We start from the raw sequence: 25617 nt of genomic DNA, 5'->3' as shown, positions 1-25617 counted from the left end.
CCGCGTCTGCGTCGGCATCTGCGTCTGCATCGGCCTCCGCATCCGCATCCGCGTCTGCGTCGGCATCTGCGTCTGCATCGGCATCCGCATCCGCATCCGCGTCTGCGTCGGCATCTGCGTCTGCATCGGCATCCGCATCCGCATCCGCGTCTGCGTCGGCATCTGCGTCTGCATCGGCATCCGCATCCGCATCCGCGTCCGCATCCGCATCGGCGTCGGCATCTGCATCCGCATCGGCATCTGCATCCGCATCGGCGTCCGCATCGGCATCCGCATCGGCATCGGCATCAGCATCAGCGTCCGCATCGGCATCAGCATCAGCGTCTGCGTCCGCATCGGCATCAGCGTCCGCATCGGCATCAGCGTCTGCGTCGGCATCTGCGTCGGCATCGGCGTCCGCATCGGCATCAGCGTCCGCATCGGCATCAGCGTCCGCATCGGCATCGGCATCTGCGTCCGCATCGGCGTCGGCATCGGCATCGGCATCGGCATCCGCGTCGGCATCGGCATCGGCATCCGCATCGGCATCGGCATCCGCATCGGCATCGGCATCCGCATCAGCGTCGGCATCAGCATCCGCATCAGCGTCGGCATCAGCATCCGCATCAGCGTCTGCATCTGCATCGGCGTCTGCATCCGCGTCGGCATCCGCATCTGCATCAGCGTCCGCATCCGCATCTGCGTCGGCATCTGCATCAGCATCCGCATCAGCATCCGCATCAGAATCTGTGTCCCCGCCTACTGCATCAGACCGATCAAGAACCGTGAGTTCTTCTTCTATTGGCGTATGGGGGAAGTCGATACCTTCAGTTGGGTATCCGGCTGTGGGGTCGACTCTTTCACCGGTCAGATCGAGGATGACGTGCGTGTGCGCGCCACCGGCGCCGGGTTCACCGCTGCCGGAAGGGGACTGCGGGCCAGCGGCGGTCGCTTCAAGTATTTGCGTGGGGTCCTGACCGTCAGCAATGGCTTGCTGTATGGCGGCGATGTCTGTTTGATCGCCCGTCTCTGGGGAAAGTAAGGCATTCTGCGCACTGTCCCAGTGACTGTCGCGGCCGAGATCCAGGCTTTTTCCATTTGGGAGAGCAATGGTAACGGCACCGGCTGCGCCAGTTTCTATCTGTTCGCCAGTCAGGATTCGGTCGCCTTCAGTCAGCAGTCGCCTGCTGCCATCTGGCGAAATAGCAAAAACCTGACCAATGATTGTTTTGATGGTTCCGGCTATACCGTTCATCCGCGCTCTCCTTCATTTCTACGGGTAATTCCTGTACCACGCAAATATTGGTTGAATACAAAGACTGCTCGCCTTTACGGACCAGGCCGTTTGGCTTATATAATTAATATTTCTTATTTTTCATCATCGTAATAACAGTATTACGAATGGTACGCGTTATTCTTATTTGAGAATAAAGTTGGTAGAAAGAATATTCTTTGATTTTAATGTTGTTTCAATGGAAATGTCTTGTAAAGAATTGGTAGGTATAGGCAGGGTTTTATGATGGTTTCAAGGCTAATTATATTTCAGGCACAAAATCATGTGCCTGAAATAGTGGTGATAAGCGAACGTTAAATCAGTCTTTCATCGTCATCGCCGATGAGTCCTTCCAGTCCGCTCAGCGTTTGACGTGCCTGGGCACGGTTAAGCAGTTTGCTTTGCGCGGCAGGAGGGAGGTCGGTAATGCTGATGATTCCCTTGCTCATCAACACTTCGATAAGGTCTTCCAGCACGCGGATCATGTTGAGGTCACTCTGCTGCAACTGCTGTATTGTTGCCGCACGAATGCTTTCTACTTTAAGCCATTCGCTGATTTCCTCGGTGGCCGCTTCGCTCTGTTCGGTCATTCCGGCGAAGGCAACGGTCTCAACCCGAACGATCCGTCCTTCACCATCACGTTCAATAAAGTGCATGGCTTCTCTCCTGAGAGTTAATGTAATGTGCTGGCATCGCTAAAGTAGCGGCCCATTGCGCCGTACAGGCCGATTTTCTCCAGCACCGCCAGCTCACCTTCCGTTTCAACACGTTCGGCGATGAGCGGCAGATTGATCTGCCGTGTCGCCCAGTAAATGGCCTCGATAAACAGTTTTTTATCTTCTTCTTCGTTGATGTGATGGATGTAGCCACCATCAACTTTGATCCAGGCAAGCCCCCATTGCGGCAGGTTGCCAATCAGGTGGAAGCGACCGCCAAAGTGCTGGATGCCCAGACCACAGCCGAGATCCTGCAACTTTTTCACCAGAATGCTGACGCGCTCTGGCTCAGGCAGTTCGTTTTCATCCAGCTCCAGCGTAAGCCTTGGCGCCAGATGACGTGCGGTTTTCAACGGCTGGAGCAGGGCGTTCAGACTGGCATCGTCTGCCACGCTCTCCCCGCTGATGCTGAGGGCGAACGCATCGGTACTGTTTTCCATCGCGCGCAGGGTCTGTTTGAGCATCACGACGTCCATTCGACGGCCCAGAGCCAGGCGACGCACCCAGGGAATAAAGCGACCCGCTGGAATAATTTCACCCTCTTCATCTTTGATGCGCGCAAGTATTTTTCTATGCAGAACAACGTGTTGGTTGTTGCACTGGAATACCGGCTGTGAATAAAGCTCGAAAGCCTCTTTATCCAGAATCGCGCTCAGGCGCTTGTGCCAGTCGTGGTGATCTTCATCCGGCTCTTGCTGGGCCGCGAGGTCTGGGTCGACAAAGGTGCGCATATCCGCTTCCGCAGCGACCAGAATCTGATCCGCCTGGCGCAGCAGCATTTGCGGGGAATCACCGTAGTGGAAAGCTACCGCGGCGAAGTGGGCAACCGGGTTGACGTCACTCAGCCCGGTTTCATACAGCGCCTTCAGCTGGGTATTGAGTGAGCTGGCGAAGCTGTCCATCTCTTTGGGCAGAACCGGTGCGGTGATAAGAGCGAACTCACCACCGCGCACGCGGGCGACAAAGCCTTCGCTGTGGAAAAAGCGCTGCTGGAGAGCGTCGAGGATCCCGGCGACGGCCTGCAGCAGTTTATCGGTATTGGCTCCGCCGAGGCGCTGGTTCAGGCCCATCAGGTCCTGAACGCGCAGCACTATCAGGTTGCCGTCGGCACTTTCTTCATCGCTCAGGCGCGTCTGGAATTTAATATCAAATGACCGGCGGTTGTTCAGGCCGGTCAGGCTGTCGTTGTAGGCTTCCTGACGCAAGGCTTCGGTACGTTGCGCTTGCTCGCTGAACAGGGCTTTGAGCTGGGTGACCATCATGTTCGTGGCTTCAACCACTCGGCGCAGTTCCGGCGTTTTGGGCAGCGCAGGCAGGCTCAGGAATTCGCGACGACTGATGGCCATCGCCTGCTCGACGATGTAGTTCAGCGGACGCAGACGGTTACGCAGCAGGAACATCGCACCGAGAATGCACAGCACGCTACAGCCTGTCAGCCACAGGAAGCTCGCAACCAGCGTGCCCCACAGGCGCGCGAGGGCAAACATGGGGTGACTGATAACCTCAACGCGTGCGGCCTGTGTCCAGCCGCGCATGACCACGGCTTCGCCCTGGCCTGGATTCAGATGCACCATACGCACAAACCAACCTGGGACATTGGCGCTAGGTGGGACGTTCTGGCGTTCAATAATCGGCTTGCCGGTTTTGATATCCACGACCTGAATGCGATAGAAGTAGCCGCTATCAAAAATCGAGTTCACCATCAGTTCCGTCATCACCGGGTCGTCAATATGCGCGGTCAGCGAGAGACCCAGCGCCGTGGCGGCATCCTGAGCATGCGCGCTTAGCTGGTTGTGGTACTGTTCACGCGAACTTTCCAGCGTGGCAAAAAAGTTGCCGCAAAAAATCGTCAACGTAAACAGGCAGATGCCAATCAGTAGCTGTTTATAGAGGGACATGACCGCTTCCTATTCATTAATTACAAACCCTTCTGCACGCATCCTGGTGAGAAGATCCTGCCAACGAGAGAGTCTTGTACTGTCGCCGACGCGCTTGCTGCCGCTTGCCTGTGGTATCCACAAACCCTCGCCGTTAAATGAATAGACGGGGAGCAGGTCGCTACGGGCGGAGGCCGGCAATATGGCGGGTTTGAGGTTATCGAGAACCAGTGGAATTGCTTCCGGGCTCGAATACCAGGTGACGACCATATGTGCCTGATTTAATTGTAATGCTTTAACATAGGTAATTCTTAATTGACTGGCAGGAACGCCTAATTCGCGCAGGGTGAAATATTTCGCCAGCGCGTAGTCTTCACAATCTCCCGCGCCTTTACGCAGGGCTTCTACCGGCGTCGCCCAATAATCTTCCTGGCCCCATACCGTCATATCATCAACAAAGCGGATCCGCGAATTAAAAAACTGGTTTACGCGGTTCAGGGTGGTATGAATATCGCCGGCAGGCGGCTGCTTCAATAACATTTCCCAGGCGTCGATATTACGCTGCGCGGCCGGCGTCGCCGGGCCGTAAAGCTGCCGGGTTCGGGAATTAATGGTATTAAAATCCCAGCCCGCACCAATTTGTAGCGGCACAAACAGAAGCAGCGTCAGGCATAACGATAGCCATCGCTTCCAGTAGAATACGTCAGGGAGCCTCATTTAAGGGACGCTCGGTATCACGAAATTACGCCTTAATGCCATGCTGGCGGCGCCAGCGTTTGCGGTAAGCAACGTAGCCAGAGAGGTAGTGCTCTACGTCGTCGATACGTACCCGGAAGCTGTGGTGACGAATAAAAAAGCTCCCCACAATACGGGATGGGTTTTTGAAGAACATGGCCAGTTCAGGCCAGAAAAAGCCGTTCGCGAGGTAGCGCGCTCGCGTCTCCAGCGCCAGATTAAATTTCTCCATATCGAAGCCCTCGAGCAGTTGCCGGTGCTCGGACTCGGCCAGGCGCGCCAGCATATGCGAGGCTGCCATCATCAACTCCAGCAGCGTGGGGTAGGTGGTGACTCGCTGAAGGACGAAATCCAGGTAATCCCGAACGTTGTCCAGGCCGAACTGATAGTAGCGCGCAAGCGGGCGATACAGCGTGAGCTCGTTTACACAGTAGCTTAGCCAGTGGTCGTGGGCCTGCCAGTGTTTCTGCTCGATAAAGTGATCCATCGCGCGCTCAACGATAGCCAGCCAGCGGGGCGCTTTTGTCAGGCCATACAGACGCATCAGCGCAAAAGTGGCCTCGCCATCGTAATAGATGATGCGGTGTTCGGCCTTCAGCGACAGATCGGCGGCGTGCAAAACGTGGTTAAAACCGCCGGTATCCGGTTTTTGCATAAAACCGATACCGTTAGCCAGACGCTGCATCTGCAGGAGGTAGCGCTCATCGCCGGTCAGTTCGGTGTACTTGACCATCGCCAGAATGCAGACTGCGTTACCGCCCAGTTTAATCTCGCCGCCCGTATCGATCAGGAAGTCAGCTTCGCTGCCGTCCGGGAGCGTGCGGGTGGCAATAAGCTCGGTCGACAGGTCATGCAGCGCGCGCTCAATGGCTGCAAACTGGGTTTTATCCTGCGTCACCTCCCAGCCTTCGAGCAGCGCATAGGTTGAGCTGGCATGGCGCAGGGCGTTATAGGTTGGGATCGCGCGGTCAAAGCAGGGGAACCAACCGTAATGATAGCGGCCCGATTTTTTTACCTGGCGTGCCAGATAGTCGGTGGCGGAGAAAATCATCGGCTCCAGCGCCTCTTCCTGCCAGTGCGACAGTTGGCGATAGCCCGCGTTGCGGCCATTGGATTCGATAGGGTAGACCTTCTCGCCCTCGCAGAACAGGCTGCGGGTGTTGAAGCGCCAGATAAGCTGTTCCGGTTTATCCGGCCAGCGCAGCGCGTTACCGAAACGCCAGCGTGCGTAGTGCGCCAGATTGGCTGCATTGGGCGTTGCTACCCCCTCGCTGCCGTGATACAGCAGCGCGTTGGCGTTAATTTCCTGCTCCAGAATGGGCTGTGTAAAATCAGGTGTGAAGCTCAGGCCAAAACGGAAGTAGTTACGTTTGGTCTTACTGAACTTGTCCTGCAGTTCATCCCAGCGCAGAGTCTGAATTTTATTGACCAGATCGGCACGCAGCCAGATCAATGGCCGCGACTGCTCGCTCTCCCAGCGCTGTAAATTGTCTACCGCGCGCAGCCAGGCTTCATCCAGCGAATGACCGCAGGCATAGGCGGTATAGGCACGTTCCTCGCCATTGCTGGCGCTGAGAAAGAGGATGTAGCCTGGAAAGGGGGATGGTTGCGCGACGGTATGAAACGCGTCGAGTTCAGGGCGTACATGCGTGAGTAAACGGCTTAGCGACATTTAAGCTCCTTGTCATGTAATTACGCCCTTGTCTGAGATGAATCGTATCAAAATAACATTACGTATTGCGATTTATGTATTCTACATTTTTACTATATTGCCCTGAAAATAGAAAATAACCCTATTGGGCTCAAATCATTTGATGGCGAATAGCACCGCGTTTTCCTGGAGAAAGAATGGATCAGCAAAATGAAAAAGGACTTTTAGACGACGCTTGCTGGACCGCTGAATCCCTGATGCAAGCCGCGCCGGGCCGTTGGCTCACTCCTCCGCCTGAAGGATGGCGGGCTACGGGGGTATCGATTTTTGCGCCGGCTATGCAACCGGGCAATATGGTCTGCGTGCGTGCGGAAAACGAGGTTGGCGGCATCATCGCTGAGCGACTCGATAAGCTGCCATATCCGCCAGCCGCTCTTATTATCGATAATGCCCAACTGGCAGCCGGCAGCAATGTACCGGTGTATCTGGTTGACGACCGCAATGACGCGCTGCTGAGTATGGGGCGATATGCCCGCGATCGGATGCAGGGTAACGTGATTGGTGTGACGGGGAGCGCGGGAAAAACAACCTGTGTCGCCATGCTTACCGCTGCGCTTGCCGAGTGGGGGCCGTCTCTTGGCAGCATGCAAAATGCGAATCTGCCGCGCGGCATCGCGTGGAATATCGCCTCTATGCCCTGGAATACGCCGCAGGTGGTTCTGGAAATGGCGATTGGCCGCATGGATATCAGCGCGCGCATGGTGCGGCCGACCGTGGCGGTGGTGACCAATATTCAGGCGGTTCATCTGAAGGAGAACCAGTCTTTGCATGATATTGCGCGCACTAAAGCCATGATTTTCCTCGGCATGAAGCCCGGCGATATTGCGGTGCTAAATCGCGAGATGCAGGAGTGGGACTGTATTTATGCGGCTGCGGTGAAGCAGGATTTGCGAGTCGTGACCTATGGCCAGCAGGAAGAGTGCGACGGCCGTCTGATAGCCTATGACCCGGTTACTCGCAGCGTGACGGCAGAGATTTTTGGCCAGCGCTTCGGCTATACGATGCAGGCGGAAGGCCTGCATATGGCGCTCAATAGCGTCGCCACGCTTGCTGTCGTCTCTTCGCTAGGCTTTTCCCCCGAGGCTGCGCTGCCGAAGTTGACCTGTTTCCAGGCGCTGCCGGGCAGAGGTGAAGTCAATCATCTGACCGTGGCGACCCATCCGCTAACGGTTATTGATGATGCTTATAACGCTAACCCTGGTTCCATGATGATGGCGGTCGCACAGCTGAGTGAGTCCATCCTGCCGGGGAGAAAAGTGCTGGTGCTGGGCGAAATGGCCGAGTTAGGTGATGAACACCAGCAGTATTATCGCGCGTTGATTGCGCATATTAACCACAGCCAGATTGATGCGATTTACCTGATTGGCAACACATATCAATCTTATGTCAGCATGATGGCTGAAAATAAGCGATATATATTGCTGGATGACGTTGATGCATTTAAAAAAGTTTACCTTAAGGATGTTCAGGATAGCGACATTGTTTTATTCAAAGGCTCGCATTCCGCGCAGGTATGGAAATTAGTGAGCTGGCTGAAGCTGTTGGCCGCTCGCTAGACCCCGCGCTTGTGCAGGCAGAGCGGCTATCCTTCCCGATGCAGTAAATCCGCATAGACCCCGGTTAACACTCCCTGAGGGCCAAACTCCCGTTTGATCCACTGCGTTACCTGGCCGTTGGCCGAGTGCTGGGTCGCCAGTAGCATGCGGGAGTCCTGACGTGGGTTGTTGATTTTTCGGGTGACCAGCAGCGACTGTGCTTCTGCGTCGCGCACCATGTAGTCTGGCAAAAAACCAATCCCTTCGCCGAGGATCTGGCACTCGCATTTGGTGTTGAAGTCTGGCACCAGAATGGATTCCTGCCCGTGCAGCAGCCAGCCAACCTTTTTATTAATGGTGTGCGCGGTGTCCTCCACCATGATGTTGGGATAGAGGCGCAGCTGGCTTTCGGCAATGGGTTCCGGCATAAACGCCAGCGGGTGGGACGGGGCGATGGCAAAGGCCCAGCGGATGGCGCCAATCTCGGTGTAATCAATACCGCCGCCGTCGAGCAGGGTATCCGGCGCGCCGATGGCGATGCTGGCCTGATTATTGATAATCGAATCCCAGACGCCGTTGTAGACCTCGGTGGTGACGGTTATCTGGCAGGTGGGGAACTGTTTTTTCAGCACCTGCAGCAGCCTGGCGGTGTGCTTTGGCGTGTAGAGTAGCTGGTTGATACAGATACGTACCCGCGCTTCAATGCCCTGGGAAATGGTGTCGATGCTGCGCTTGATGGCGTGAAAGTCATTGAGCAGGTCACTGGCTTTACGAAAGAAATAGCGCCCGGACTCGGTCAGCTCAATGCTGCGGGTGCTGCGGGTAAACAGCACCACGTCGAGGCCCGTCTCCATGCGCTTGATGGTATAGCTGATGGCGGAGGTGGTGAGGCCCAGCTCCTCCGCCGCCTTACTGAAGCTGCCAAACCGCGCGGCGGTAGTGAACGCCAGCAGATTTTCTTCCGTAAAAATTGAGTTCATTCACCTGCTCCTCGGTTCAGCTATTTATCGGGCCTCTTTAATGAGATGAATGTATTGGTTGAAGTTATTGTTGGGCAACTATTTTTGAATAACTTTTAAAACCCGCTTACGCGGCCTCTTTCGAGGTCGCTTCGCTCAGTTTGCGCCCGGTATATTCCGAGATGATCCCGACGCAGTTTCCTGCAAAAAAGCCCAACAAGGTGACCCACCAGTTCATCCCGGTGGCGAAAAACAGCGTCATGCCGAGAAAGCCGCCGGGGATAAACGAGGTGAGCCAGAATCGCCCCTGCCAGACCACCACGGCGGAGAACGGCACCGTCATGACCACGCCTGCCCAGAAGGGCGACAGGCCGCTCACTGACGCCAGCCAGCCGGAGGCTGCGGCGGCCAGAAACGCCCAGACGGCGCCGGAGTAATTGACAAAAAGACTCTTCACAAATCCCGCCTTGCCGCCGCCTGCCGCATAGAAACTGCAGAACGCCACAAAGCCAATCGTACCTAATAATTCCCAGCCTGGGGCCAGCCCAACCTGCGAGGACACCATCTGCCAGAGACCTGCACACACTCCAACGGTAATGCCCGTAGCGGTGAGTCCGTTCATCGTTGTTTCCTCTCATCTAGTGGTTACGCACTGAAACTATATAGAAAGAAAACCCGATTGAGTTAAGGGGCATAGCGACAAACAAATAAACGGTGCACTACCGCACAGTCTGTATCGATTATTAAATTAAATTCACTAATCAAGCAGGTTATGGCGAATAAAATTTAAGCGGGTTCTTTTCCGGTTATTTCGTTGCTATTCTCATTTCATCGAAAACAGCCACAAAAAATCAGGGGATTTGACATGACCAACAACAATCTGATTGCTGACTATCTATTGGCTGCGCAACAAGGCGAACTGACGAAATTAAAATCCTGCCTGCATCAGGGCGTCGATATTAATGCCTGTAATCGTCAGGGGCAAACCGCCATTACGCTGGCAAGCCTGAATAAAAAATATGATTGCGTGGTGGCTTTGCTGGATGCCGGTGCGGATATTAATAAACAAGACCAGACCTGCTTAAACCCTTTTTTAATTAGCTGCCTGAATAATGATTTAACGCTGCTGCGTTTATTATTACCGGCCCGTCCGGATTTAAATCGCTTAACCCGTTTTGGCGGTGTGGGGTTAACGCCTGCCTGCGAAAAAGGGCACCTTGAAATCGTCAAAGAGCTATTGCATCGCACCCACATCAACGTCAACCACACCAACTTTGTCGGCTGGACGCCGCTGCTGGAGGCCATCGTGCTCAACGACGGCGGTGAAACTCAGCAGACGATTGTCGGCCTGTTGCTGGAGCACGGTGCCAGCCCGCACATGACTGACAAATACGGTAAAACTCCGCTGGAACTGGCGCGGGAGAAGGGTTACGAAGAGATCGCCCAGCTGCTGATTGCCGCCGGAGCGTAACAGAGGAGACGCGCTATCGACACCCCAGTACGGCGGTGTGTGCAAGCGCTAACTGCGGACGAGCACTTTCTTTCGGAGCGTGGTTCAGGTCGGGTCGAACAGGTCTTTTCCCGGGCGGTAAACCTTTATCTCCCGGCGCAGCAGCGGTTGCTGACGCTCTTGTGCGACGCGTACGACAATGCCCCGAACAGCTGTAGGTTAGCACTTGCTCACTTTGATGGCCTGTTCCGGCCCGGTGAGACGGTTCAGTTTCACCCAACAGGGATAACGGTTGGCGAGGATAAATGGCTGGACACCGCCTCTTGCCAGCGCTGGCAGCCAATGATGCCGCAGCTTAACGCCGAACGATTCCACCAGATTCCCTGGCTGCGGTGGCACGACGAGATTCATCAACAATTACAGGATAACCAGACGCTGTTTCTGTGGCACGGCGATAACCCGTTTTATCAGGCTATCTCCGGGGCATTACAGCAGCGACGAAAGACATTATTTAATGCGTTATTACAGGGCCGGGAAATAACGTCGGCAGTCGCCAATATGGTGGGGCTAGGTATTGGCCTGACGCCGTCGGCGGATGATTATTTAGTGGGGTTAAGCACTGTTTTATTTATCGACGGTCACCCGGCGAATAAATATCGTGATGCATTTTATTCCGCGCTCGCGGTGGCGCGTGGCAATACCACCTTATTAAGTGCCATTACGCTGGAAGCAGCTTTTTCTCAGCGCTATCGCGAAACGATTTTCGGGTTTATTAACAGCATGATTAATAAACCTCATCATATTTCTACCCAGACTATCGCCAGTATTAAAAATATTGGCTCCAGTTCCGGCTGCGACATGCTTTATGGCATGGCGGATGCCTGCGCGCTGAGCCAAGCCTATGGAGGGAGTTATGTCAGTCAAAATAGTGATTAAGAAGAATACGTATTTTGATTCGGTCTCGCTGATGTCGATTTCCACGCGTGCCAATAAGCTCGACGGCATTGAGCAGGCGTTCGTGGCCATGGCCACCGAGATGAACAAAGGCGTGCTGAAAAATCTCGGGCTGTTAACCACCGAGCTGGATGAAGCGAAAAACGGCGACCTGATGATCGTCATCAACGGCAAAGACGGCGCAGACAACGAGCAGACGCTGGCGGCCATTGAAGAGTTGTTCAGCAAAAAAGCGGAAAGCGGCTCGCACGAAGCGCGCTACGCCACGCTTGCCAGCGCCAAAAAGCACGTGGCGGACAGCAACCTGGCGGTGATTTCGGTCAACGGTCTGTTTGCCGCCCGCGAAGCGCGCCAGGCGCTGCAAAACGACCTCAACGTGATGCTGTTCTCCGACAACGTCACCATTGAAGACGAACTGGCGCTGAAACAGCTGGCGCACGAAAAAGGGCTGCTGATGATGGGGCCGGACTGCGGCACCGCGATTATCAACGGCGCAGCGCTGTGCTTTGGCAACGCGGTACGCCGCGGCAACATCGGCATTGTTGGCGCGTCCGGTACCGGCAGCCAGGAGTTGAGCGTTCGTATTCATGACTTTGGCGGCGGTATTTCGCAGCTGATCGGCACCGGTGGGCGTGACCTCAGCGAGAAGATTGGCGGGCTGATGATGCTCGACGCCATCGGCATGCTGGAAAACGACCCGGAAACCGAAATTATCGCGCTGGTCTCTAAGCCGCCGGCTCCGGCCGTGGCGCGAAAAGTGCTGGAACGTGCTCGCGCCTGCCGTAAACCGGTCGTGGTCTGTTTCCTCGGCCGCGCCGAGCCACCGGCTGACGAGCAGGGCTTACAGTTCGCTCGCGGCACCAAAGAGGCGGCGCTGAAAGCGGTGCTGCTGAGCGGCGTGAAGCAAGAGTCGTTAGACCTGCATCCGCTGAACGACGCGCTGATTGCTGATGTGCGCTCACGCCTGACCCCGCAGCAGAAGTACATTCGCGGCCTGTTCTGCGGCGGCACGCTGTGCGACGAAACCATGTTCGCGGTGATGGAAAAGCACGGCGACGTCTACAGCAACATTCAGCCTGACCCGGCCTTCCGCTTGGCGGACATCAACCACAGCGTGAAGCACACCTTCCTCGACTTCGGCGATGACGACTTCACCAACGGTAAGCCGCACCCGATGATCGACCCAACCAACCGCATCAGCCGCCTGATTCAGGAAGCGCGCGATCCGCAGGTGGGCGTGATCGTCATGGACTTCGTGCTGGGCTTTGGATCGCATGAAGATCCAGTCGGTTCAACGATCGAGGCGATCAAGGAGGCGAAATCGATCGCCGCCGCCGATGGCCGTGAGCTGGTGATCCTCGCCTATGTACTGGGTACCGATCTCGATACGCCGTCGCTGGAAAAACAGCGCCATATGCTGACCGACGCGGGCGTTGTCCTCGCCAGCAGCAGCACCAATACCGGTTTGCTGGCGCGTGAATTTATCTGCAAAGGGGAGGAAGCCTGATGAGCCAGTCACTGTTTACCCAACCGCTGAACGTCATTAACGTCGGTATCGCCATGTTCAGCGATGACCTGAAAAAGCAGCACGTTACCGTCACCCAGCTCGACTGGACGCCGCCGGGGCAGGGCAATATGCAGGTGGTGAAGGCGCTGGACAGCATCGCTGATTCCCCGCTGGCGGAGAAAATTGCCGCCGCCAACCAGCAGGCGCTGGAGCGCATTATTCAGTCTCATCCGGTGCTGATTGGCTTTGACCAGGCGATTAACGTGGTGCCGGGCATGACGCCGAAAACCATCCTCCACGCGGGTCCGCCGGTCACCTGGGAGAAAATGTGCGGTGCGATGAAAGGTGCGGTCACCGGGGCGTTGGTGTTTGAAGGGCTGGCGAAGGATATCGATGAAGCGGCGGTGCTCGCGGCTTCTGGTGAAATCACCTTCTCGCCGTGCCACGAGCACGACTGCGTCGGTTCGATGGCGGGGGTGACCTCGGCCTCAATGTTTATGCACATCGTCGAGAACAAAACCTACGGCAACATCGCTTATACCAACATGAGCGAGCAGATGGCGAAGATCCTGCGCATGGGTGCCAACGACCAGAGCGTGATCGACCGTCTGAACTGGATGCGCGACGTGCAGGGCCCGATGCTGCGCGATGCAATGAAGATTATTGGCGAAATCGACCTGCGCTTAATGCTGGCGCAGGCGCTGCACATGGGCGACGAGTGCCACAACCGCAACAACGCGGGCACCACGCTGCTGATTCAGGCGCTGACGCCGGGGATTATTCAGGCGGGTTACTCCGTTGAGCAGCAGCGTGAAGTGTTCGAGTTTGTCGCCAGCAGTGACTACTTCTCCGGCCCGACGTGGATGGCGATGTGTAAAGCGGCGATGGACGCTGCGCACGGCATTGAATACAGCACCGTGGTCACCACCATGGCGCGTAACGGCGTCGAGTTCGGCCTGCGGGTCAGCGGCCTGCCGGGGCAATGGTTTACCGGCCCGGCACAGCAGGTTATCGGCCCGATGTTTGCGGGTTACAAGCCGGAAGACTCAGGGCTGGATATCGGCGACAGCGCGATCACCGAAACCTACGGCATCGGCGGCTTTGCGATGGCCACGGCCCCGGCGATTGTGGCGCTGGTGGGCGGCACGGTGGAAGAGGCTATCGACTTCTCCCGCCAGATGCGCGAAATCACCCTCGGCGAGAACCCGAACGTCACCATTCCGCTGCTCGGCTTTATGGGCGTGCCAACGGCTATCGATATCACCCGCGTTGGCAGCAGCGGCATTTTGCCGGTGATCAACACCGCCATTGCCCATAAAGATGCGGGTATTGGCATGATTGGCGCCGGGATCGTGCACCCGCCGTTCGCCTGCTTCGAGAAAGCCATTTTGAGCTGGTGCGAACGTTACAACGGATAACGGACGGTCCCCTCTCCCCTTCGGGGAGAGGGCTAGGGTGAGGGGAACAACGGGCACGGAGGCCCAGGCTGCCGTTCAGCGCACCAACCCTCACCCCAACCCTCTCCCTTTTAAAGGGAGAGGGAGTAAACCCAACAACAATAATCACATCACCTTCTGCACTGGAACCTACACGATGAAAGAACTTGTGGTCGTTGCCATTGGCGGCAACAGCATAATCAAAGACAACGCCAGCCAGTCGATTGAACATCAGGCAGAGGCGGTGAAAGCGGTCGCGGACACGGTGCTGGAGATGCTGGCATCGGATTACAACATCGTCCTGACCCACGGCAACGGCCCGCAGGTGGGGCTGGATCTACGTCGTGCGGAGATTGCCCATGAACGCGAAGGGCTGCCGCTGACCCCGCTTGCCAACTGTGTTGCCGACACCCAGGGCGGTATCGGCTACCTTATTCAGCAGGCGCTAAACAACCGGTTGGCGAAACGCGGCGAACAAAAAGCGGTGACGGTGGTAACCCAGGTGGAGGTCGATAAAAACGACCCCGGCTTCGCCAACCCGACCAAACCTATCGGCGCGTTCTTCAGCGCCGAGCAGCGTGACGAACTGTTAAAAGCCAACCCAACCTGGCGATTCGTCGAGGATTCCGGGCGCGGCTATCGCCGCGTGGTGGCCTCACCGGAGCCGAAACGCATCGTCGAGTCTGAAGCTATTCAGGCGCTGGCGCAGAAAGGCTTCCTGGTGATTGGCGCGGGCGGCGGCGGCATTCCGGTGGTGCTGGGGGAAGAGGGCGATTATCACAGCGTTGATGCGGTGATCGACAAAGATCTCTCCACCGCCTTACTGGCGCGTGAGATCGCCGCCGATATTCTGGTGATCACCACCGGCGTAGAGAAAGTCTGCATTCACTTTGGCAAACCGGAACAGCAGGCGCTGGGGCAGGTGGATATCGCCACCATGACCCGCTACCTGCACGAAGGCCACTTCCCGGCGGGTAGCATGCTGCCGAAGATTGTCGCCAGCCTGCAATTTTTACAACACGGCGGTAAACGGGTGATTATCACCACGCCGGAATGTCTGCCTGCCGCCCTGCGCGGCGAAACGGGCACCCATATCGTCCATTGATAAGGAACGACGATGAAAGAGAATAACAGTCGCCGTGAGTTTTTAAGAAACAGCGGCAAAATGGTCACCGCCGCCGCGCTGTTTGGCGCAACCGCGCCGATGGCCTATGCGGCCACTTCCGGCGCTGCCGTCTGCGAGACGAAGGGAACCATGAACATTACCGACCACCATTACTATCTGGATAACGTGCTGCTTGAAACGGGCTTTGAGTACGAGGGCGCGGTCGTCGTGCATACCCGCACCGCGCATCAGACCGTGGAAATTCAGGACGGCAAAATCGTGGCTCTACGTGATAACAAAAGCCACCCGGACGCCACGTTACCGCACTACGACGGGGGTGGCATGCTGATGCTGCCGACCACCCGCGACATGCATATCCACCTCGACAAAACCTTCTACGGCGGCCCGTGGCGCTCGCTCAATCGCCCGGCGGGCACCACGATTCAGGACATGATCACGCTGGAGCAAAAGCTGCTGCCTGAACTCCAGCCCTACACCCAGGAGCGCGCCGAAAAGCTGATTGACCTGCTGCAATCAAAAGGCACCACCATTGCCCGCAGCCACTGCAATATCGAGCCGGTTTCCGGGCTGAAAAACCTTGAAAATTTACAGGCGGTGCTGGCGCGGCGCAAAGCCGGTTTCGACTGCGAAATCGTCGCCTTCCCGCAGCACGGCCTGCTGTTATCGAAATCGGAACCGTTGATGCGCGAAGCGATGCAGGCCGGGGCGCACTACGTCGGCGGGCTGGATCCGACCAACGTCGACGGCGCGATGGAGAAGTCCCTCGACACCATGTTCCAGATTGCTATCGACTACCACAAAGGAGTGGATATTCACCTGCACGAAACCAGCCCGGCGGGCGTGGCGGCGGTGAAATATATGGTGGAAACCGTGGAGAAAACGCCGGAGCTGAAGGGCAGGCTGACCATCAGCCACGCCTTCGCGCTGGCAACCATGAACGAAGGGCAGGTGGATGAGATTGCCACCCGCATGGCCGCGCAGCAGATCTCCATCGCTTCAACGGTGCCTATCGGCACGCTGCACATGCCGCTGAAACAGCTGCGCGACAAAGGCGTGACGCTGATGACCGGCACCGACAGCGTGATTGACCACTGGTCGCCGTACGGCCTGGGCGATATGTTTGAAAAAGCCAACCTTTACGCCCAGCTCTATATCCGCCCGAACGAGCAGAACCTCTCCCGCTCACTGTTCCTTGCCACCGGCGACGTGCTGCCACTGAACGACAAGGGTGAGCGCGTGTGGCCGAAGGCGCAGGATGATGCCAGCTTTGTGCTGCTGGACGCCTCGTGCTCGGCGGAAGCCGTGGCGCGGATCTCTCCGCGTGCCGCAACGTTCCATAAGGGGCGGTTGGTGTGGGGAAGCGTGGCGTAATCGCGCCAAATATTGACGATCAATCCCGCTTCATGGTGGGATTTTTTTAGGCAGTAATTACTGTTTATCTTTACCGCAAGGATGCCGATAATCAGTTTATTGGGTTATTTTATGACAGTTGATCAAGGAGAGTGCGTTGAATAATCGGACCATCTGGCCGCATATCGTCACGACCGAAGAACTCAAGAAAATTACGGCGGGTGGCGATAGTTTCATTCGAACTAAAAATAATGAAGTTAAAGGGTTAGCGTTAAATTACGATCTTAATCCGCAGGCGCCTGATGTGGTGTTATACGGCACCACTCCGCGACGAATTCAACTTGCTTCGCTTTATGCTCAGTCACAAATTGCGGTACCTGTATATATTAAGCAGAAGGTGAAACAATGGCAGTTCGCAGGGCTTTTTAAAGTCCGGGAACACATCACTGACCCGCTGTTAGTTCCTGGTTATTGCAACACTCGTCCGGTAAATACCGTTGCCGGAGTGCTGCTTCTGGAAAGCGTGGGGATGCCTGCCGTTATGGAAGATTGTGATCCGATTCCGGCTGATGCGACAACCCGCAAGGCGATTGAGATAGCGGCTGTGGACTTTGTTATCCATCATCTTGAAGCGCAAGGTTATCGGGTGGAAGATGTCCAGGGCGATAATGTTGGCTATGATCTACTGGCTTTGAAAGATAGCCATCGGTTGCTGGTTGAGGTTAAAGGAACGGATGCGTCGCAACCGCGATTCTTTTTAACGCGTAATGAAAGAAAATGTAGCGAAAATAACGCTGATTGGCGACTGTTTGTTGTGTGCCAGGCGCGTGTGATGCCGAAGTTACATCAATATGCTCCAGCACAGATGTGGGAGGCTTTTACTGCAGATCCTCTTGCTTGGGAATGTTGTCTGAAATAACGTCTTTTTTATGCTGCCGATGAGCATTATTCTTATCGGCCTTCCATTTCGACTACCCGATATCCACGTCTTCTACTGCACCTTCGCTATACCAAACCTACCCCGTGCTTTCTGTTATTAAACTAACACCCCCATATGATTCTGATAATTTTTTACCCCGACCGAAACCTTCAGGCCTTAGCGTGCGAACTATTATGTACAGAGCACCTTTATCCCCCTGATGGAGTCGACCATGAATCGTTTGAAAGCCTTATCAGCCGCCGCCGTACTCAGCCTTTCTCTCTTCGCCGTGAATGCGAACGCCGCCCTCGAACCAGGCGCAAAAGCCCCGGACTTTAGCCTGCAAGGTGCGCTCGGCGGTAAGCCGCTGACTTTCTCCCTGCAACAGGCGTTGCAGAAAGGGCCGGTGGTGCTCTATTTCTTCCCGGCCGCGTTCACCAAAGGCTGTACCCTCGAGGCGCACGCCTTTGCTGAAGCTACCGATGATTTCAAAAAACTCGGCGCAACCGTGGTGGGCGTGACCGCCGGGAACGTCGACCAGGTGGATGAGTTCTCGAAGCTGGAGTGCCGGGATAAATTTGCCGTGGCAGCAGACCCAGGCGCGAAAGTGGCGGCGCAATACCAGACGCTGATGCAGATGAACGGCAAAACGCTGTCTGACCGTACCTCGTTTGTGATCGCCCCGGACGGCAAAATCCTGATGAGCTACACCGACCGCAACCCTGATCAGCACATCCAGAAAGCGATGGATGCCGTGAAGCTGTACGCGCAATCGCACTCGTAATTTAGCCGCCGGGGTACGCTATGTTAACTGCCATTCTGGCCGCCTTTGTGGGCGGCATTATCCTCAACCTGATGCCCTGCGTGTTCCCGGTCATTTCACTGAAGGCGCTGGGTATTCTGCGCCATGAGGGCGATGCCAAAAGCGCGCGCACCGAAGGGTTGGGCTTTTTGCTCGGCGTGATTTTTACCATGCTGGTGCTGGCGGGCATACTGCTGGCGCTACGCGCCGGTGGCACCGCCGTCGGCTGGGGGTTCCAGCTTCAGTCGCCGATGGTGATTGCCGTACTGGCGCTGATTATTCTGGGCGCGGCGCTGAACCTGCTCGGCGTGTTTGAAGTGGGCCTGTCGTTGCAGCGAGCCGGGGAGATTTCGGTAGGCAGCGGGGCTTTTGTGCGCTCGGCGCTAACCGGCGCGCTGGCGATTGTGGTGGCAACACCCTGCTCGGCACCCTTTATGGCGGGCGCGGTGGGCTATGCGCTGGTGCAGCCGCCAGTAGCTTCACTGGCGATTTTCCTGTCACTGGCGATAGGCTTTGCCGCGCCGTTTACCCTGGTCTCGCTGTTCCCGGCCATCGCTAAACGTCTGCCGCGACCGGGCGCATGGATGGATATCCTTAAGCGCGGCCTGGCGTTCCCGATGCTCGGAGCGTTTGCCTGGCTGGTGTGGGTGCTGACGCAGCAGGCGGGGACGACCGCGCTGTTAGCGATGCTGATTTGTGCGGTGGTGGTGAGCTTTGCCGCGTGGCTGTACGGCATGGCCCAGCGCCGACGCTATATCGGCCAATCCTATAAAGCGCTGCTGGCGGTGACGGTGGTGCTGTTTATCGCTGCGGTCAGCCCGCTGCCGGGCGTGATGCACGTCCAGCCGTCGCAGCCGGAACTCGCGCGTGTAGAAAACATTACCCACGTGAAGTGGTCGCCGCAGACGGTGGAGGAGATGCGCGGGCATGGCAAAGCTATCTTTGTCGATTTCACCGCATCCTGGTGCATTACCTGTCAGGTGAACGAACGCACGTCGCTCTCCACGACGGTGGTGAAGCAGGCGCTGGCGAGCACGAACACCATCTACATGGTGGCGGACTCCACCAAATTTAACGCCGATATTGATGACGCGATGACCGCGTTCGGGCAGGGTGGTTTGCCGCTCTACGTGGTCTATCCGGCGGACGGCAGCGCACCGAAAGTGCTGCCGCAGGTGCTGACCCCGACGATTGTGGTCGACGCCCTGAATCAGGCATCCGGTAAAAAAGCATGAGGTAACGGGCATGGCGGAATATGGATAACGGTTTAGCGCCGCGTGAAGCATGGCCTGCGCTGATGGCAAGCGCGCAGGCGGGGGATCGCGATGCTTATACCCAACTGCTGCGGGCCATTGTGCCGGTGATTCGGGCGATAGTCCGCAAGCAGATTGCCGACAGCGTGCTGGTTGACGACGTTATCCAGGATGTTCTGCTGGCTGTCCATCGGGTGCGCCACACCTACGATCCCGCCTGTCCGTTTTTACCCTGGCTGATGGCTATCACCCAGGCCCGCACTGTTGATGCACTGCGTAAACGTGGCCGCCACTGGCTGCGTGAAGCCGGGGAGGAAGAGGCCGTTGAGCCTGCTGCTGAACACATCCCGGAAGAGGATGAACGAGAAGAAACGCTGGCGCTGATCCTCGACCAGCTTCCCTCGCGCCAGCGGCAAATTGTGGAGCATATCCACCTGCAGGAGATGAGCCTCGCCGAGGCCGCTGCCCGCCATAATTTAAGCGTTTCGGCGGTGAAATCGTTATTACACAGAGCACTAACCAACCTTCGCCGGATGGGAGCGAACCATGACCGATCATGATCTTCTTATTGCCCAGCTAAGCCGTGACGCCGGGCCGATACGCCGCCCCTGGGCCAGCAACTGGCGGGTTGCCGCCTGGCTACTGATGGCGCTGCCGTGCGGCTGGCTCAGCAGCCAGGTGTTTCATCGGGTGGCAACAGACTGGACGCAGTCCGGCGCGCTGCTGGCGGCGCTGCAACTGACCGTAGCTTTTGTGATGGGCATACTGGCAATACGCAACGCCTTTCTGCTGAGCATCGCCGGACGAAAACCGCTGGGCTGGCGCTGGTTTGCACCATTGATTGCGCTCTGGCTGGGTGGCGTTATCTTCAGCCTCGGCACGGCACACGCGCCGGAAAGTCATCCCGACGAGGTGAACTGCTACGCGTTTATGATGGCGGTGAGCACGCCGATGATGGTTATTATGATGGGCTACCTGCGCCGCACCCGGGCGCTGTACCCGCTACGCACGCTGGCGACGTCAGGGGCGGGAATTGCCTGTATGGCGCTGACGATGCTGTCGTTTTGCCACCCGGTGGAGGTGCATCCGCTGGATTTCCTGCTGCATATGGCGGCGGGGGTAACGATTGTGCTGGTGATGATGGTGGCCGGGTGGCGGTGGGTGAGGATTGGGTGATGAGCGCTGCGGCGGCCTACCTCCGGCTCGTAGCCCGGCCGAGGCGCAACGCGCCGACGCCGGGGCGGCTCGATCTAACCCCCTTCAACCTCATCCAACCGCCGCTTCAACGCCGCCAACTGAAACTCGCTAAACACCTCAATCCCATGCTGGCGCAACAGCGCCGCCGCGACCCCTTCGCCCGGCACCTTCACTCCGCTAAACGCCCCGTCATACACGTTCTGGCTGCCACAGGTTGGGCTACCGTCGGTCAGAATCGCAAACCGACAGCCGTGACTCTGCGCGGCTTTTAACGCCAGCCACGCCGCCAGCACGTACGGCTGAGTCACATCGCGCCCGTCGCTTTCCACTACCTGCGCCCGCCCGCTCAACACCTCGAGACCCTGACCGTTAACCATCTCCGCCGACAGACGCGGCGTCTCAAGGCCCGCCGCCAGCTCCGGGCAATGGGTGACCAGACGACCTTCATCGCGCCACTGTTGCAGCAGGTTTGCGGTACAGGATTTATCGGTGCCGTTGTAGCGCACGGGATGCCCGGCGAGGCAGGCGCTGAGGAGGATTTTGTGTTTGACGGTCATGGAGAACCTTGAGGATGCGTGGCAAGGCGGTTGTCGCGATGCCTGCGGTTATAGGGTAACGGAAAACGGGTGGAGTTGCAGAGGGTTTTGCGAGGAGGATTCCAGAATAACTATCTCATTTTCAGTAAGTCCGGGGGCGGATTGCGGCGCGTTAACGATAGAGGTATTTTCTACACGCACCTGCAAAATCAGGTGTCGGGATTGACCTCTCTGATAGAATGTTACGGGCGACATATGACATGCCAACGTCGTAAAATATGTCGTACGCACGGCTACACCTCAATGGTGGGCCAGGCGGGGGCGTCGCAAGACGCGCCGGTTCCCTGTAACGCCGGTAAGGTCAACCCCGTCTGGTTCCGCCACCCGTGAGATTGACCTCTCCTGCGGCGGACGTTTAACCCGTTACAGGAGGATGCCCATATGGCAACGATCCCTACCCAGACTCAAGCTAAATCTAAAAAACCGGCGAAAACTGAACGTCATTACACCGTGAGCTACGTACCCAACCGGGGCGATACCAGCACGCCCGCGCTGAATTTAAGTGGGAAGTGGTTGCGGGAGGTTGGGTTTGAGACCGGGACGAGTGTCACGGTGAAGATTGCGGGGAACTGCATTGTTTTGATACCGGAGACGGATAAAGCTCGGTAGTTGATAGATCAGCTGGGGATGGTGAAGACGGCTACGAAATAAATATAAAGTAGAAAAAAAGATAAATGTTATTTTGAATTTACATAATATGTGAAAAAGATATAAAAATAACGGAAGACTTTATAGTCATATAAAACTATTATTTTTATGATATTCTGTATGTTATAAGGATGCGCTCTAACCTAGAGTGCATCCTTAATTTAAGGATGAAAATTCTGACATGCAGAATTAAGCTTTCAATCTATCATAAATATCTGTAAGACTGAGGCGCAGTAATATTTTCACCGAGAGAGCTAAGTAAACGAGGTTGCTCGTAGACTTTCAAATCACCAATCTGAATCGCAAAAGCTTTGTTTTTGCTTTGAAAGTAAGAATCGAAAAATTGTTTACTAATGCCTGCATAGCGACTTGTCTTTTTCCAGACATTACTAGGCTTACCTTCGATGACATCAGCAATATCGAACTCGGCAACAATCATTCCTACAGGCATTGTAGAATAAATAACTACAGATTTTACATCTGGGTTTTTGAATATACCTTTTCTGAATTCAAATTTTTTTGTTCCATTAAGGATCTTCTCAACAAACTCAGGTTTAATTGACAATAATACTTTCATCTACAGCACCAAGTTTAATAATGTCGCCAAATGCTCTGTCAGTTAATTTTAAAACACCCCAATACGATTGCGGATTTAAACCAACATCTTCAATCAGTTTAGCACGAGTTATTCTTTTTGGTAAAGCAAGATTATATGTAAAACTAATGATATAAGGGTATTTCTTTGTTTTATAAAAATTTCTTAATTCGGTTTCTGTGAAAACACTATAGCGTGCGCAGTACTTAATAAAATCATGCTCTGTTGGGAATGAAAAAATATCTCTAACATCTTCTACAACGCATAGTGATGTTGCAACAGAACGATAATGTGCGGGCCCTTTTTTATCTGATGTGCGATAAATAACAAGTATATCATGCATCTTAATGTTTGCTATATCCTGCATGGCACAAATGTATATTTTTCTTATGCTGTTAGCATGAGAAACATCAGTGATAATATCAGGGGATTCTGTTATAAGTTTTGAGTCTGGGAAGAGTCTAGTGTGGAAATCGGGGTAAATAGAAAGTAGGTATTTTTGTTCTTTATGTCTGTTATTAATAAATGGGTAATCAGCAAGAAGGTCACCAGTAAGATCATCGGTACTCATCTCTCTCACTAGAACGTTTTCAACGCCATTAGCTGATTCCTTTTTTCCATATCGTATAAAACCATAACTCAGGAATAATTTTATGAGATAGTCATGCTTATCAAAAACCGTAACATATATATCATCAACTTTTTCACTTAGCGCATGATCAAATATTTTTTTTAGAAAACGTTGGCCTCTTAAAGTACCTTTCGTGTTAAATTTAAATGTTCCAATTTTAAGATGTCTTAAATTAGGTAATGAAGGCTCAACATCCTTAACTTCATCATCTTCAATTTTGAGATACATGAACCCATCGATTGAGTTGTCATCGTTATAAAGCACATATGCCTTTTCTTTTATATCTTGTGATTTTTTATGAAACCACTCAACAAAACCAATTTTATAATCAGATTTTAGTGAGTCAAAAAAACCATCATCAAAGTTTACGTCTTTGAAGCTAATGTGTTTTAAATTTTCCATCTAAATCTCCTTTTTTCATAAAATTATTTTCTAAACTTTATGAAGTGAGCAATTATATACAGTGTAATCAATAATAACAATCCAAAAATAAATAAATTTTTATTTAAATTCTCGGTCGGGATAAATTTCATAACGAATGTTAACGCTGCGCCATAAAATAAATAGGTAAAGATTTTGCTTAATTTTGATTTTGTATTTTTAAACTTCACAACGACAGAAAAATCATTTAATCTTGAATTGATGTCATTTGATATTTTCCAATGATAAATCATTGGATCATGAGACCCAAAGGATATATTTCCATTAAAATATTTTTTCCATGTTTCAGATTCTAAAATTCGTGATCCTTTATAATGTACTCCCGATGCAGAGCAGTCATCGATCATATCTCGTATTATAAATATATGACATTTTAATGGTGTGCAAGCAGCGCTGGCAATAGTTGTCGCTATTTCTGAAGGAAGATTTCTTTGCTCGTTAAGTCTAAAATCAATAATATCAGAACGTTCAATGTTGCTCTTAAGAAAAAGATCTTTCGGATAGAATGTTTTAACTAGAAGGCTGATATCTTCTTTATTGAGTTGAATGCGGAATCTTAAATAGTGACTGCAAGTCTCTTCTGAAGAAAGGCAGTCTTTAAGCTTAAAGACAATCAATGTACCATTATGAATTTTAGTAACTTTTACTCTGTGATCGAGTTCCCCACCACTAAATGTCAATTTGGTGTTAACGACCAATTCGCCTTTATTAGCGAGAACCAATTTTAAATGTCTGCCATCAACTGTTTTAGTGTCAATTAAGTATTCGTTGAAAACAGCGGTTACCAGATCTCGGCTTGATTCAAGATTCTCGCTAAGATCACTGAAAAGATTGCTTTCTTTTTCAAATGGTAAAAATATGCATATTGCCCCATGATTGGCAACTGCATTGTCTTCAGGTTTTTTAAATGTAATGCCAAAGTCTAAATATCCAGCTTTGTGAGCACTTAAATTCCAAAAGTTAATATGCAATTCGCTAATAAAGTTAATGTGATCTGAATTATAGGCTGAACCAGAACTACTGCTATAATCTCTACACCCCCATACAGCAAAACTACGTGACATGATGGTTTCCTTTGTCGTTTACTGCTTTAGTTAAAATGGATTCGTACATATAAATGATATCAAGTGATAGAGATAACCTTATTTACAACACATTTAAATGAATGGCATTGGCGAGTAGCTCTGGCTTTGCCTTCACTGACCTAGTAAAGTACAAAAATTCTCGCCTTTCCACCAATTTTGCTCATCCATGTGCCACTAATCACTTTATGAATGTTAAATAGCCGCTCTTTACTCCTGACCACACGAATAGTATGGATTATTCATACCTGTATGAGCAATGATCTTTTCTTTGGTAACTGTATTTTACAGTGATATTGCTCCAGCTATATCGGTGGATTCTTCCTGATGCGGCTGCCTGCCCGTTTCATGGTTAAGACAGCGATAATGCCTCATGCTAGCTTTGGTTTTTTTATGCCATTTACTATGCAATTAGAGAAAAATTTAACTGGAGCGATCTAAAGCGAGTGGCTGGGTTGAGTTGGTTACTTTTAAGTTTTGAAGAGTATTTGGAACTAGAAAGCAAAAACCCAGCCATAGGCTGGGTTTTCTGAAGAAGTGGTGCCCGGACTCGGAATCGAACCAAGGACACGGGGATTTTCAATCCCTTCAAAAAAGACCAAATGCTCTATCAGCACTAACAGTTTTTTACTGGTTTGCCTTGAGAAAAATGTTTAAGTTTGCTGCAATATGATGTAAGCAATGCTTAAATACGGTGTTTCGAAACTACCATAATCCTACCATCAAATTGCCTTGGTTTAAGATGGCCCATCTTCGTATCCCAGTTCTCAACTATATTGCATTAGGTGAGAGTGAATCGCCACGGGTTTAACAGACACCTCAGAGTCATTTAAGATGACTTAAAG

General features: G+C 53.6%; 25 protein-coding genes and 1 pseudogene. 15 read left to right on the top strand and 11 right to left on the bottom strand.

Going from position 1 to position 25617, the window contains the following annotated elements:
- Positions 1 to 1159, bottom strand: a 1159-nt coding sequence (locus V6940_RS22820) for a retention module-containing protein (protein ID WP_442910838.1), incomplete at its 3' end; no start/stop codon positions are given.
- Between V6940_RS22820 and V6940_RS22335 the strand changes: the two genes are divergently transcribed.
- Entirely contained in the window at positions 1043 to 1366 is a 324-nt protein-coding gene (locus tag V6940_RS22335) for a hypothetical protein (RefSeq protein WP_333497374.1), read from the top strand. The two genes, V6940_RS22820 and V6940_RS22335, sit on opposite strands and share 117 nt — an antisense overlap.
- A gap of 200 nt (positions 1367 to 1566) precedes the next feature.
- Here V6940_RS22335 and V6940_RS22330 read toward each other — a convergent pair whose 3' ends face one another.
- The 4 genes and pseudogenes from V6940_RS22330 to V6940_RS22315 all read right to left on the bottom strand — a co-directional run.
- Positions 1567 to 1908: a tryptophan synthase subunit beta gene (locus V6940_RS22330; RefSeq protein WP_333497373.1), complete on the bottom strand. Its 342-nt coding sequence runs from the start codon at positions 1906 to 1908 to the stop codon at positions 1567 to 1569.
- Positions 1909 to 1925: 17 nt separating this feature from the next.
- Positions 1926 to 3866, bottom strand: coding sequence for a cyclic di-GMP receptor LapD (gene lapD, locus V6940_RS22325; RefSeq protein ID WP_333497372.1), 1941 nt, complete (start codon positions 3864 to 3866; stop codon positions 1926 to 1928).
- A 9-nt stretch (positions 3867 to 3875) separates the two neighbouring features.
- On the bottom strand, positions 3876 to 4562 hold the full coding sequence (gene lapG / locus V6940_RS22320; protein ID WP_333497371.1) for a cysteine protease LapG: 687 nt from the start codon (positions 4560 to 4562) through the stop codon (positions 3876 to 3878).
- Positions 4563 to 4620: 58 nt separating this feature from the next.
- Positions 4621 to 6252, bottom strand: a pseudogene (locus V6940_RS22315) (Mur ligase); the annotation flags it as partial.
- Between the two features lie 176 nt (positions 6253 to 6428).
- Between V6940_RS22315 and V6940_RS22310 the strand changes: the two are divergent.
- Positions 6429 to 7847, top strand: a complete 1419-nt coding sequence (locus V6940_RS22310; RefSeq protein WP_333497370.1) for a UDP-N-acetylmuramoyl-tripeptide--D-alanyl-D-alanine ligase — start codon at positions 6429 to 6431, stop codon at positions 7845 to 7847.
- A gap of 26 nt (positions 7848 to 7873) precedes the next feature.
- Here V6940_RS22310 and V6940_RS22305 read toward each other — a convergent pair whose 3' ends face one another.
- Together V6940_RS22305 and V6940_RS22300 are read right to left on the bottom strand one after the other, a co-directional pair.
- Entirely contained in the window at positions 7874 to 8806 is a 933-nt protein-coding gene (locus V6940_RS22305; RefSeq protein ID WP_333497369.1) for a LysR substrate-binding domain-containing protein, read from the bottom strand.
- A 106-nt stretch (positions 8807 to 8912) separates the two neighbouring features.
- On the bottom strand, positions 8913 to 9407 hold the full coding sequence (locus tag V6940_RS22300; RefSeq protein WP_333497368.1) for a DUF1097 domain-containing protein: 495 nt from the start codon (positions 9405 to 9407) through the stop codon (positions 8913 to 8915).
- A 243-nt stretch (positions 9408 to 9650) separates the two neighbouring features.
- Between V6940_RS22300 and V6940_RS22295 the strand changes: the two genes are divergently transcribed.
- The 11 genes from V6940_RS22295 to V6940_RS22245 all read left to right on the top strand — a co-directional run bounded on the left by V6940_RS22295 (position 9651) and on the right by V6940_RS22245 (position 20758).
- Positions 9651 to 10256, top strand: coding sequence for an ankyrin repeat domain-containing protein (locus tag V6940_RS22295; protein WP_035891897.1), 606 nt, complete (start codon positions 9651 to 9653; stop codon positions 10254 to 10256).
- Positions 10257 to 10295: 39 nt separating this feature from the next.
- A complete protein-coding gene (locus V6940_RS22290; protein ID WP_333497367.1) occupies positions 10296 to 11171 on the top strand; it encodes a DUF2877 domain-containing protein in 876 nt (291 codons plus the stop codon).
- Positions 11149 to 12696: an acyl-CoA synthetase FdrA gene (gene fdrA / locus V6940_RS22285; protein ID WP_333497366.1), complete on the top strand. Its 1548-nt coding sequence runs from the start codon at positions 11149 to 11151 to the stop codon at positions 12694 to 12696. Before V6940_RS22290 ends, fdrA begins: the two co-directional genes overlap by 23 nt.
- Entirely contained in the window at positions 12696 to 14114 is a 1419-nt protein-coding gene (locus V6940_RS22280) for a DUF1116 domain-containing protein (RefSeq protein ID WP_333497365.1), read from the top strand. The genes fdrA and V6940_RS22280 overlap by 1 nt, the downstream gene beginning before the upstream one ends.
- Before the next feature lie 175 nt (positions 14115 to 14289).
- Positions 14290 to 15237: a carbamate kinase family protein gene (locus V6940_RS22275; protein WP_333497364.1), complete on the top strand. Its 948-nt coding sequence runs from the start codon at positions 14290 to 14292 to the stop codon at positions 15235 to 15237.
- Between the two features lie 12 nt (positions 15238 to 15249).
- Positions 15250 to 16629: an amidohydrolase family protein gene (locus V6940_RS22270; RefSeq protein WP_333497363.1), complete on the top strand. Its 1380-nt coding sequence runs from the start codon at positions 15250 to 15252 to the stop codon at positions 16627 to 16629.
- A 136-nt stretch (positions 16630 to 16765) separates the two neighbouring features.
- Complete coding sequence (locus V6940_RS22265; RefSeq protein WP_333497362.1) at positions 16766 to 17527, top strand: DUF3883 domain-containing protein; 762 nt, start codon at positions 16766 to 16768, stop codon at positions 17525 to 17527.
- Between the two features lie 232 nt (positions 17528 to 17759).
- Complete coding sequence (locus tag V6940_RS22260) at positions 17760 to 18311, top strand: peroxiredoxin (protein WP_333497361.1); 552 nt, start codon at positions 17760 to 17762, stop codon at positions 18309 to 18311.
- 20 nt (positions 18312 to 18331) lie between these two features.
- Positions 18332 to 19564 carry a protein-disulfide reductase DsbD family protein gene (locus V6940_RS22255; RefSeq protein ID WP_333497360.1) on the top strand — a complete coding sequence of 411 codons (1233 nt, stop codon included), beginning with the start codon at positions 18332 to 18334 and terminating at the stop codon, positions 19562 to 19564.
- Between the two features lie 20 nt (positions 19565 to 19584).
- Positions 19585 to 20142: a sigma-70 family RNA polymerase sigma factor gene (locus tag V6940_RS22250; RefSeq protein ID WP_333497359.1), complete on the top strand. Its 558-nt coding sequence runs from the start codon at positions 19585 to 19587 to the stop codon at positions 20140 to 20142.
- Entirely contained in the window at positions 20129 to 20758 is a 630-nt protein-coding gene (locus V6940_RS22245; protein WP_333497358.1) for a DUF1109 domain-containing protein, read from the top strand. The genes V6940_RS22250 and V6940_RS22245 overlap by 14 nt, the downstream gene beginning before the upstream one ends.
- A 74-nt stretch (positions 20759 to 20832) precedes the next feature.
- Here V6940_RS22245 and V6940_RS22240 read toward each other — a convergent pair whose 3' ends face one another.
- Positions 20833 to 21336, bottom strand: coding sequence for a DUF523 domain-containing protein (locus tag V6940_RS22240; RefSeq protein WP_333497357.1), 504 nt, complete (start codon positions 21334 to 21336; stop codon positions 20833 to 20835).
- A 234-nt stretch (positions 21337 to 21570) separates the two neighbouring features.
- On the opposite strand from V6940_RS22240, the gene V6940_RS22235 reads away from it, so the two are divergent.
- Both V6940_RS22235 and V6940_RS22230 read left to right on the top strand, forming a co-directional pair.
- Positions 21571 to 21705 carry an ash family protein gene (locus V6940_RS22235; RefSeq protein ID WP_223883257.1) on the top strand — a complete coding sequence of 45 codons (135 nt, stop codon included), beginning with the start codon at positions 21571 to 21573 and terminating at the stop codon, positions 21703 to 21705.
- Positions 21706 to 21756: 51 nt separating this feature from the next.
- Positions 21757 to 21984 (top strand): SymE family type I addiction module toxin, encoded by a 228-nt coding sequence (locus V6940_RS22230; protein WP_333497356.1) that lies wholly within the window; start codon positions 21757 to 21759, stop codon positions 21982 to 21984.
- A 244-nt stretch (positions 21985 to 22228) separates the two neighbouring features.
- Here the strand turns inward: V6940_RS22230 and V6940_RS22225 are convergent, their stop codons facing one another.
- Genes V6940_RS22225 through V6940_RS22215 form a run of 3 tightly spaced genes read right to left on the bottom strand, consistent with a single transcriptional unit; the run spans position 22229 to position 24754 of the window.
- On the bottom strand, positions 22229 to 22600 hold the full coding sequence (locus tag V6940_RS22225) for an ASCH domain-containing protein (RefSeq protein WP_333497355.1): 372 nt from the start codon (positions 22598 to 22600) through the stop codon (positions 22229 to 22231).
- Positions 22578 to 23651 carry an N-acetyltransferase gene (locus V6940_RS22220; RefSeq protein ID WP_333497354.1) on the bottom strand — a complete coding sequence of 358 codons (1074 nt, stop codon included), beginning with the start codon at positions 23649 to 23651 and terminating at the stop codon, positions 22578 to 22580. The genes V6940_RS22225 and V6940_RS22220 overlap by 23 nt, the downstream gene beginning before the upstream one ends.
- A gap of 23 nt (positions 23652 to 23674) precedes the next feature.
- Entirely contained in the window at positions 23675 to 24754 is a 1080-nt protein-coding gene (locus tag V6940_RS22215) for a hypothetical protein (RefSeq protein WP_333497353.1), read from the bottom strand.
- Between the last annotated feature and the right edge of the window lie 863 nt (positions 24755 to 25617).

The organism is Kluyvera sp. CHPC 1.251 (assembly GCF_036759945.1).
Lineage (GTDB): Bacteria > Pseudomonadota > Gammaproteobacteria > Enterobacterales > Enterobacteriaceae > Kluyvera > Kluyvera sichuanensis.
Note: the sequence above shows the minus strand (reverse complement) of the source record. Positions and strands in the feature narration are given on the sequence as shown.

Excerpts from the sequence above, each read along its gene's own strand:
- V6940_RS22235 (WP_223883257.1), top strand. The coding sequence starts at position 21,571 with ATGACATGCCAACGTCGTAAAATATGTCGTACGCACGGCTACACCTCA.
- V6940_RS22295 (WP_035891897.1), top strand. The coding sequence starts at position 9,651 with ATGACCAACAACAATCTGATTGCTGACTATCTATTGGCTGCGCAACAA.
- V6940_RS22220 (WP_333497354.1), bottom strand. The coding sequence starts at position 23,651 with ATGGAAAATTTAAAACACATTAGCTTCAAAGACGTAAACTTTGATGAT.
- V6940_RS22280 (WP_333497365.1), top strand. The coding sequence starts at position 12,696 with ATGAGCCAGTCACTGTTTACCCAACCGCTGAACGTCATTAACGTCGGT.
- fdrA (WP_333497366.1), top strand. The coding sequence starts at position 11,149 with ATGTCAGTCAAAATAGTGATTAAGAAGAATACGTATTTTGATTCGGTC.
- V6940_RS22230 (WP_333497356.1), top strand. The coding sequence starts at position 21,757 with ATGGCAACGATCCCTACCCAGACTCAAGCTAAATCTAAAAAACCGGCG.
- V6940_RS22270 (WP_333497363.1), top strand. The coding sequence starts at position 15,250 with ATGAAAGAGAATAACAGTCGCCGTGAGTTTTTAAGAAACAGCGGCAAA.
- V6940_RS22255 (WP_333497360.1), top strand. The coding sequence starts at position 18,332 with ATGTTAACTGCCATTCTGGCCGCCTTTGTGGGCGGCATTATCCTCAAC.
- V6940_RS22225 (WP_333497355.1), bottom strand. The coding sequence starts at position 22,600 with ATGAAAGTATTATTGTCAATTAAACCTGAGTTTGTTGAGAAGATCCTT.
- V6940_RS22330 (WP_333497373.1), bottom strand. The coding sequence starts at position 1,908 with ATGCACTTTATTGAACGTGATGGTGAAGGACGGATCGTTCGGGTTGAG.
- lapD (WP_333497372.1), bottom strand. The coding sequence starts at position 3,866 with ATGTCCCTCTATAAACAGCTACTGATTGGCATCTGCCTGTTTACGTTG.
- V6940_RS22305 (WP_333497369.1), bottom strand. The coding sequence starts at position 8,806 with ATGAACTCAATTTTTACGGAAGAAAATCTGCTGGCGTTCACTACCGCC.
- V6940_RS22215 (WP_333497353.1), bottom strand. The coding sequence starts at position 24,754 with ATGTCACGTAGTTTTGCTGTATGGGGGTGTAGAGATTATAGCAGTAGT.
- V6940_RS22310 (WP_333497370.1), top strand. The coding sequence starts at position 6,429 with ATGGATCAGCAAAATGAAAAAGGACTTTTAGACGACGCTTGCTGGACC.
- V6940_RS22275 (WP_333497364.1), top strand. The coding sequence starts at position 14,290 with ATGAAAGAACTTGTGGTCGTTGCCATTGGCGGCAACAGCATAATCAAA.
- V6940_RS22260 (WP_333497361.1), top strand. The coding sequence starts at position 17,760 with ATGAATCGTTTGAAAGCCTTATCAGCCGCCGCCGTACTCAGCCTTTCT.
- V6940_RS22240 (WP_333497357.1), bottom strand. The coding sequence starts at position 21,336 with ATGACCGTCAAACACAAAATCCTCCTCAGCGCCTGCCTCGCCGGGCAT.
- V6940_RS22300 (WP_333497368.1), bottom strand. The coding sequence starts at position 9,407 with ATGAACGGACTCACCGCTACGGGCATTACCGTTGGAGTGTGTGCAGGT.
- V6940_RS22245 (WP_333497358.1), top strand. The coding sequence starts at position 20,129 with ATGACCGATCATGATCTTCTTATTGCCCAGCTAAGCCGTGACGCCGGG.
- V6940_RS22250 (WP_333497359.1), top strand. The coding sequence starts at position 19,585 with ATGGATAACGGTTTAGCGCCGCGTGAAGCATGGCCTGCGCTGATGGCA.
- lapG (WP_333497371.1), bottom strand. The coding sequence starts at position 4,562 with ATGAGGCTCCCTGACGTATTCTACTGGAAGCGATGGCTATCGTTATGC.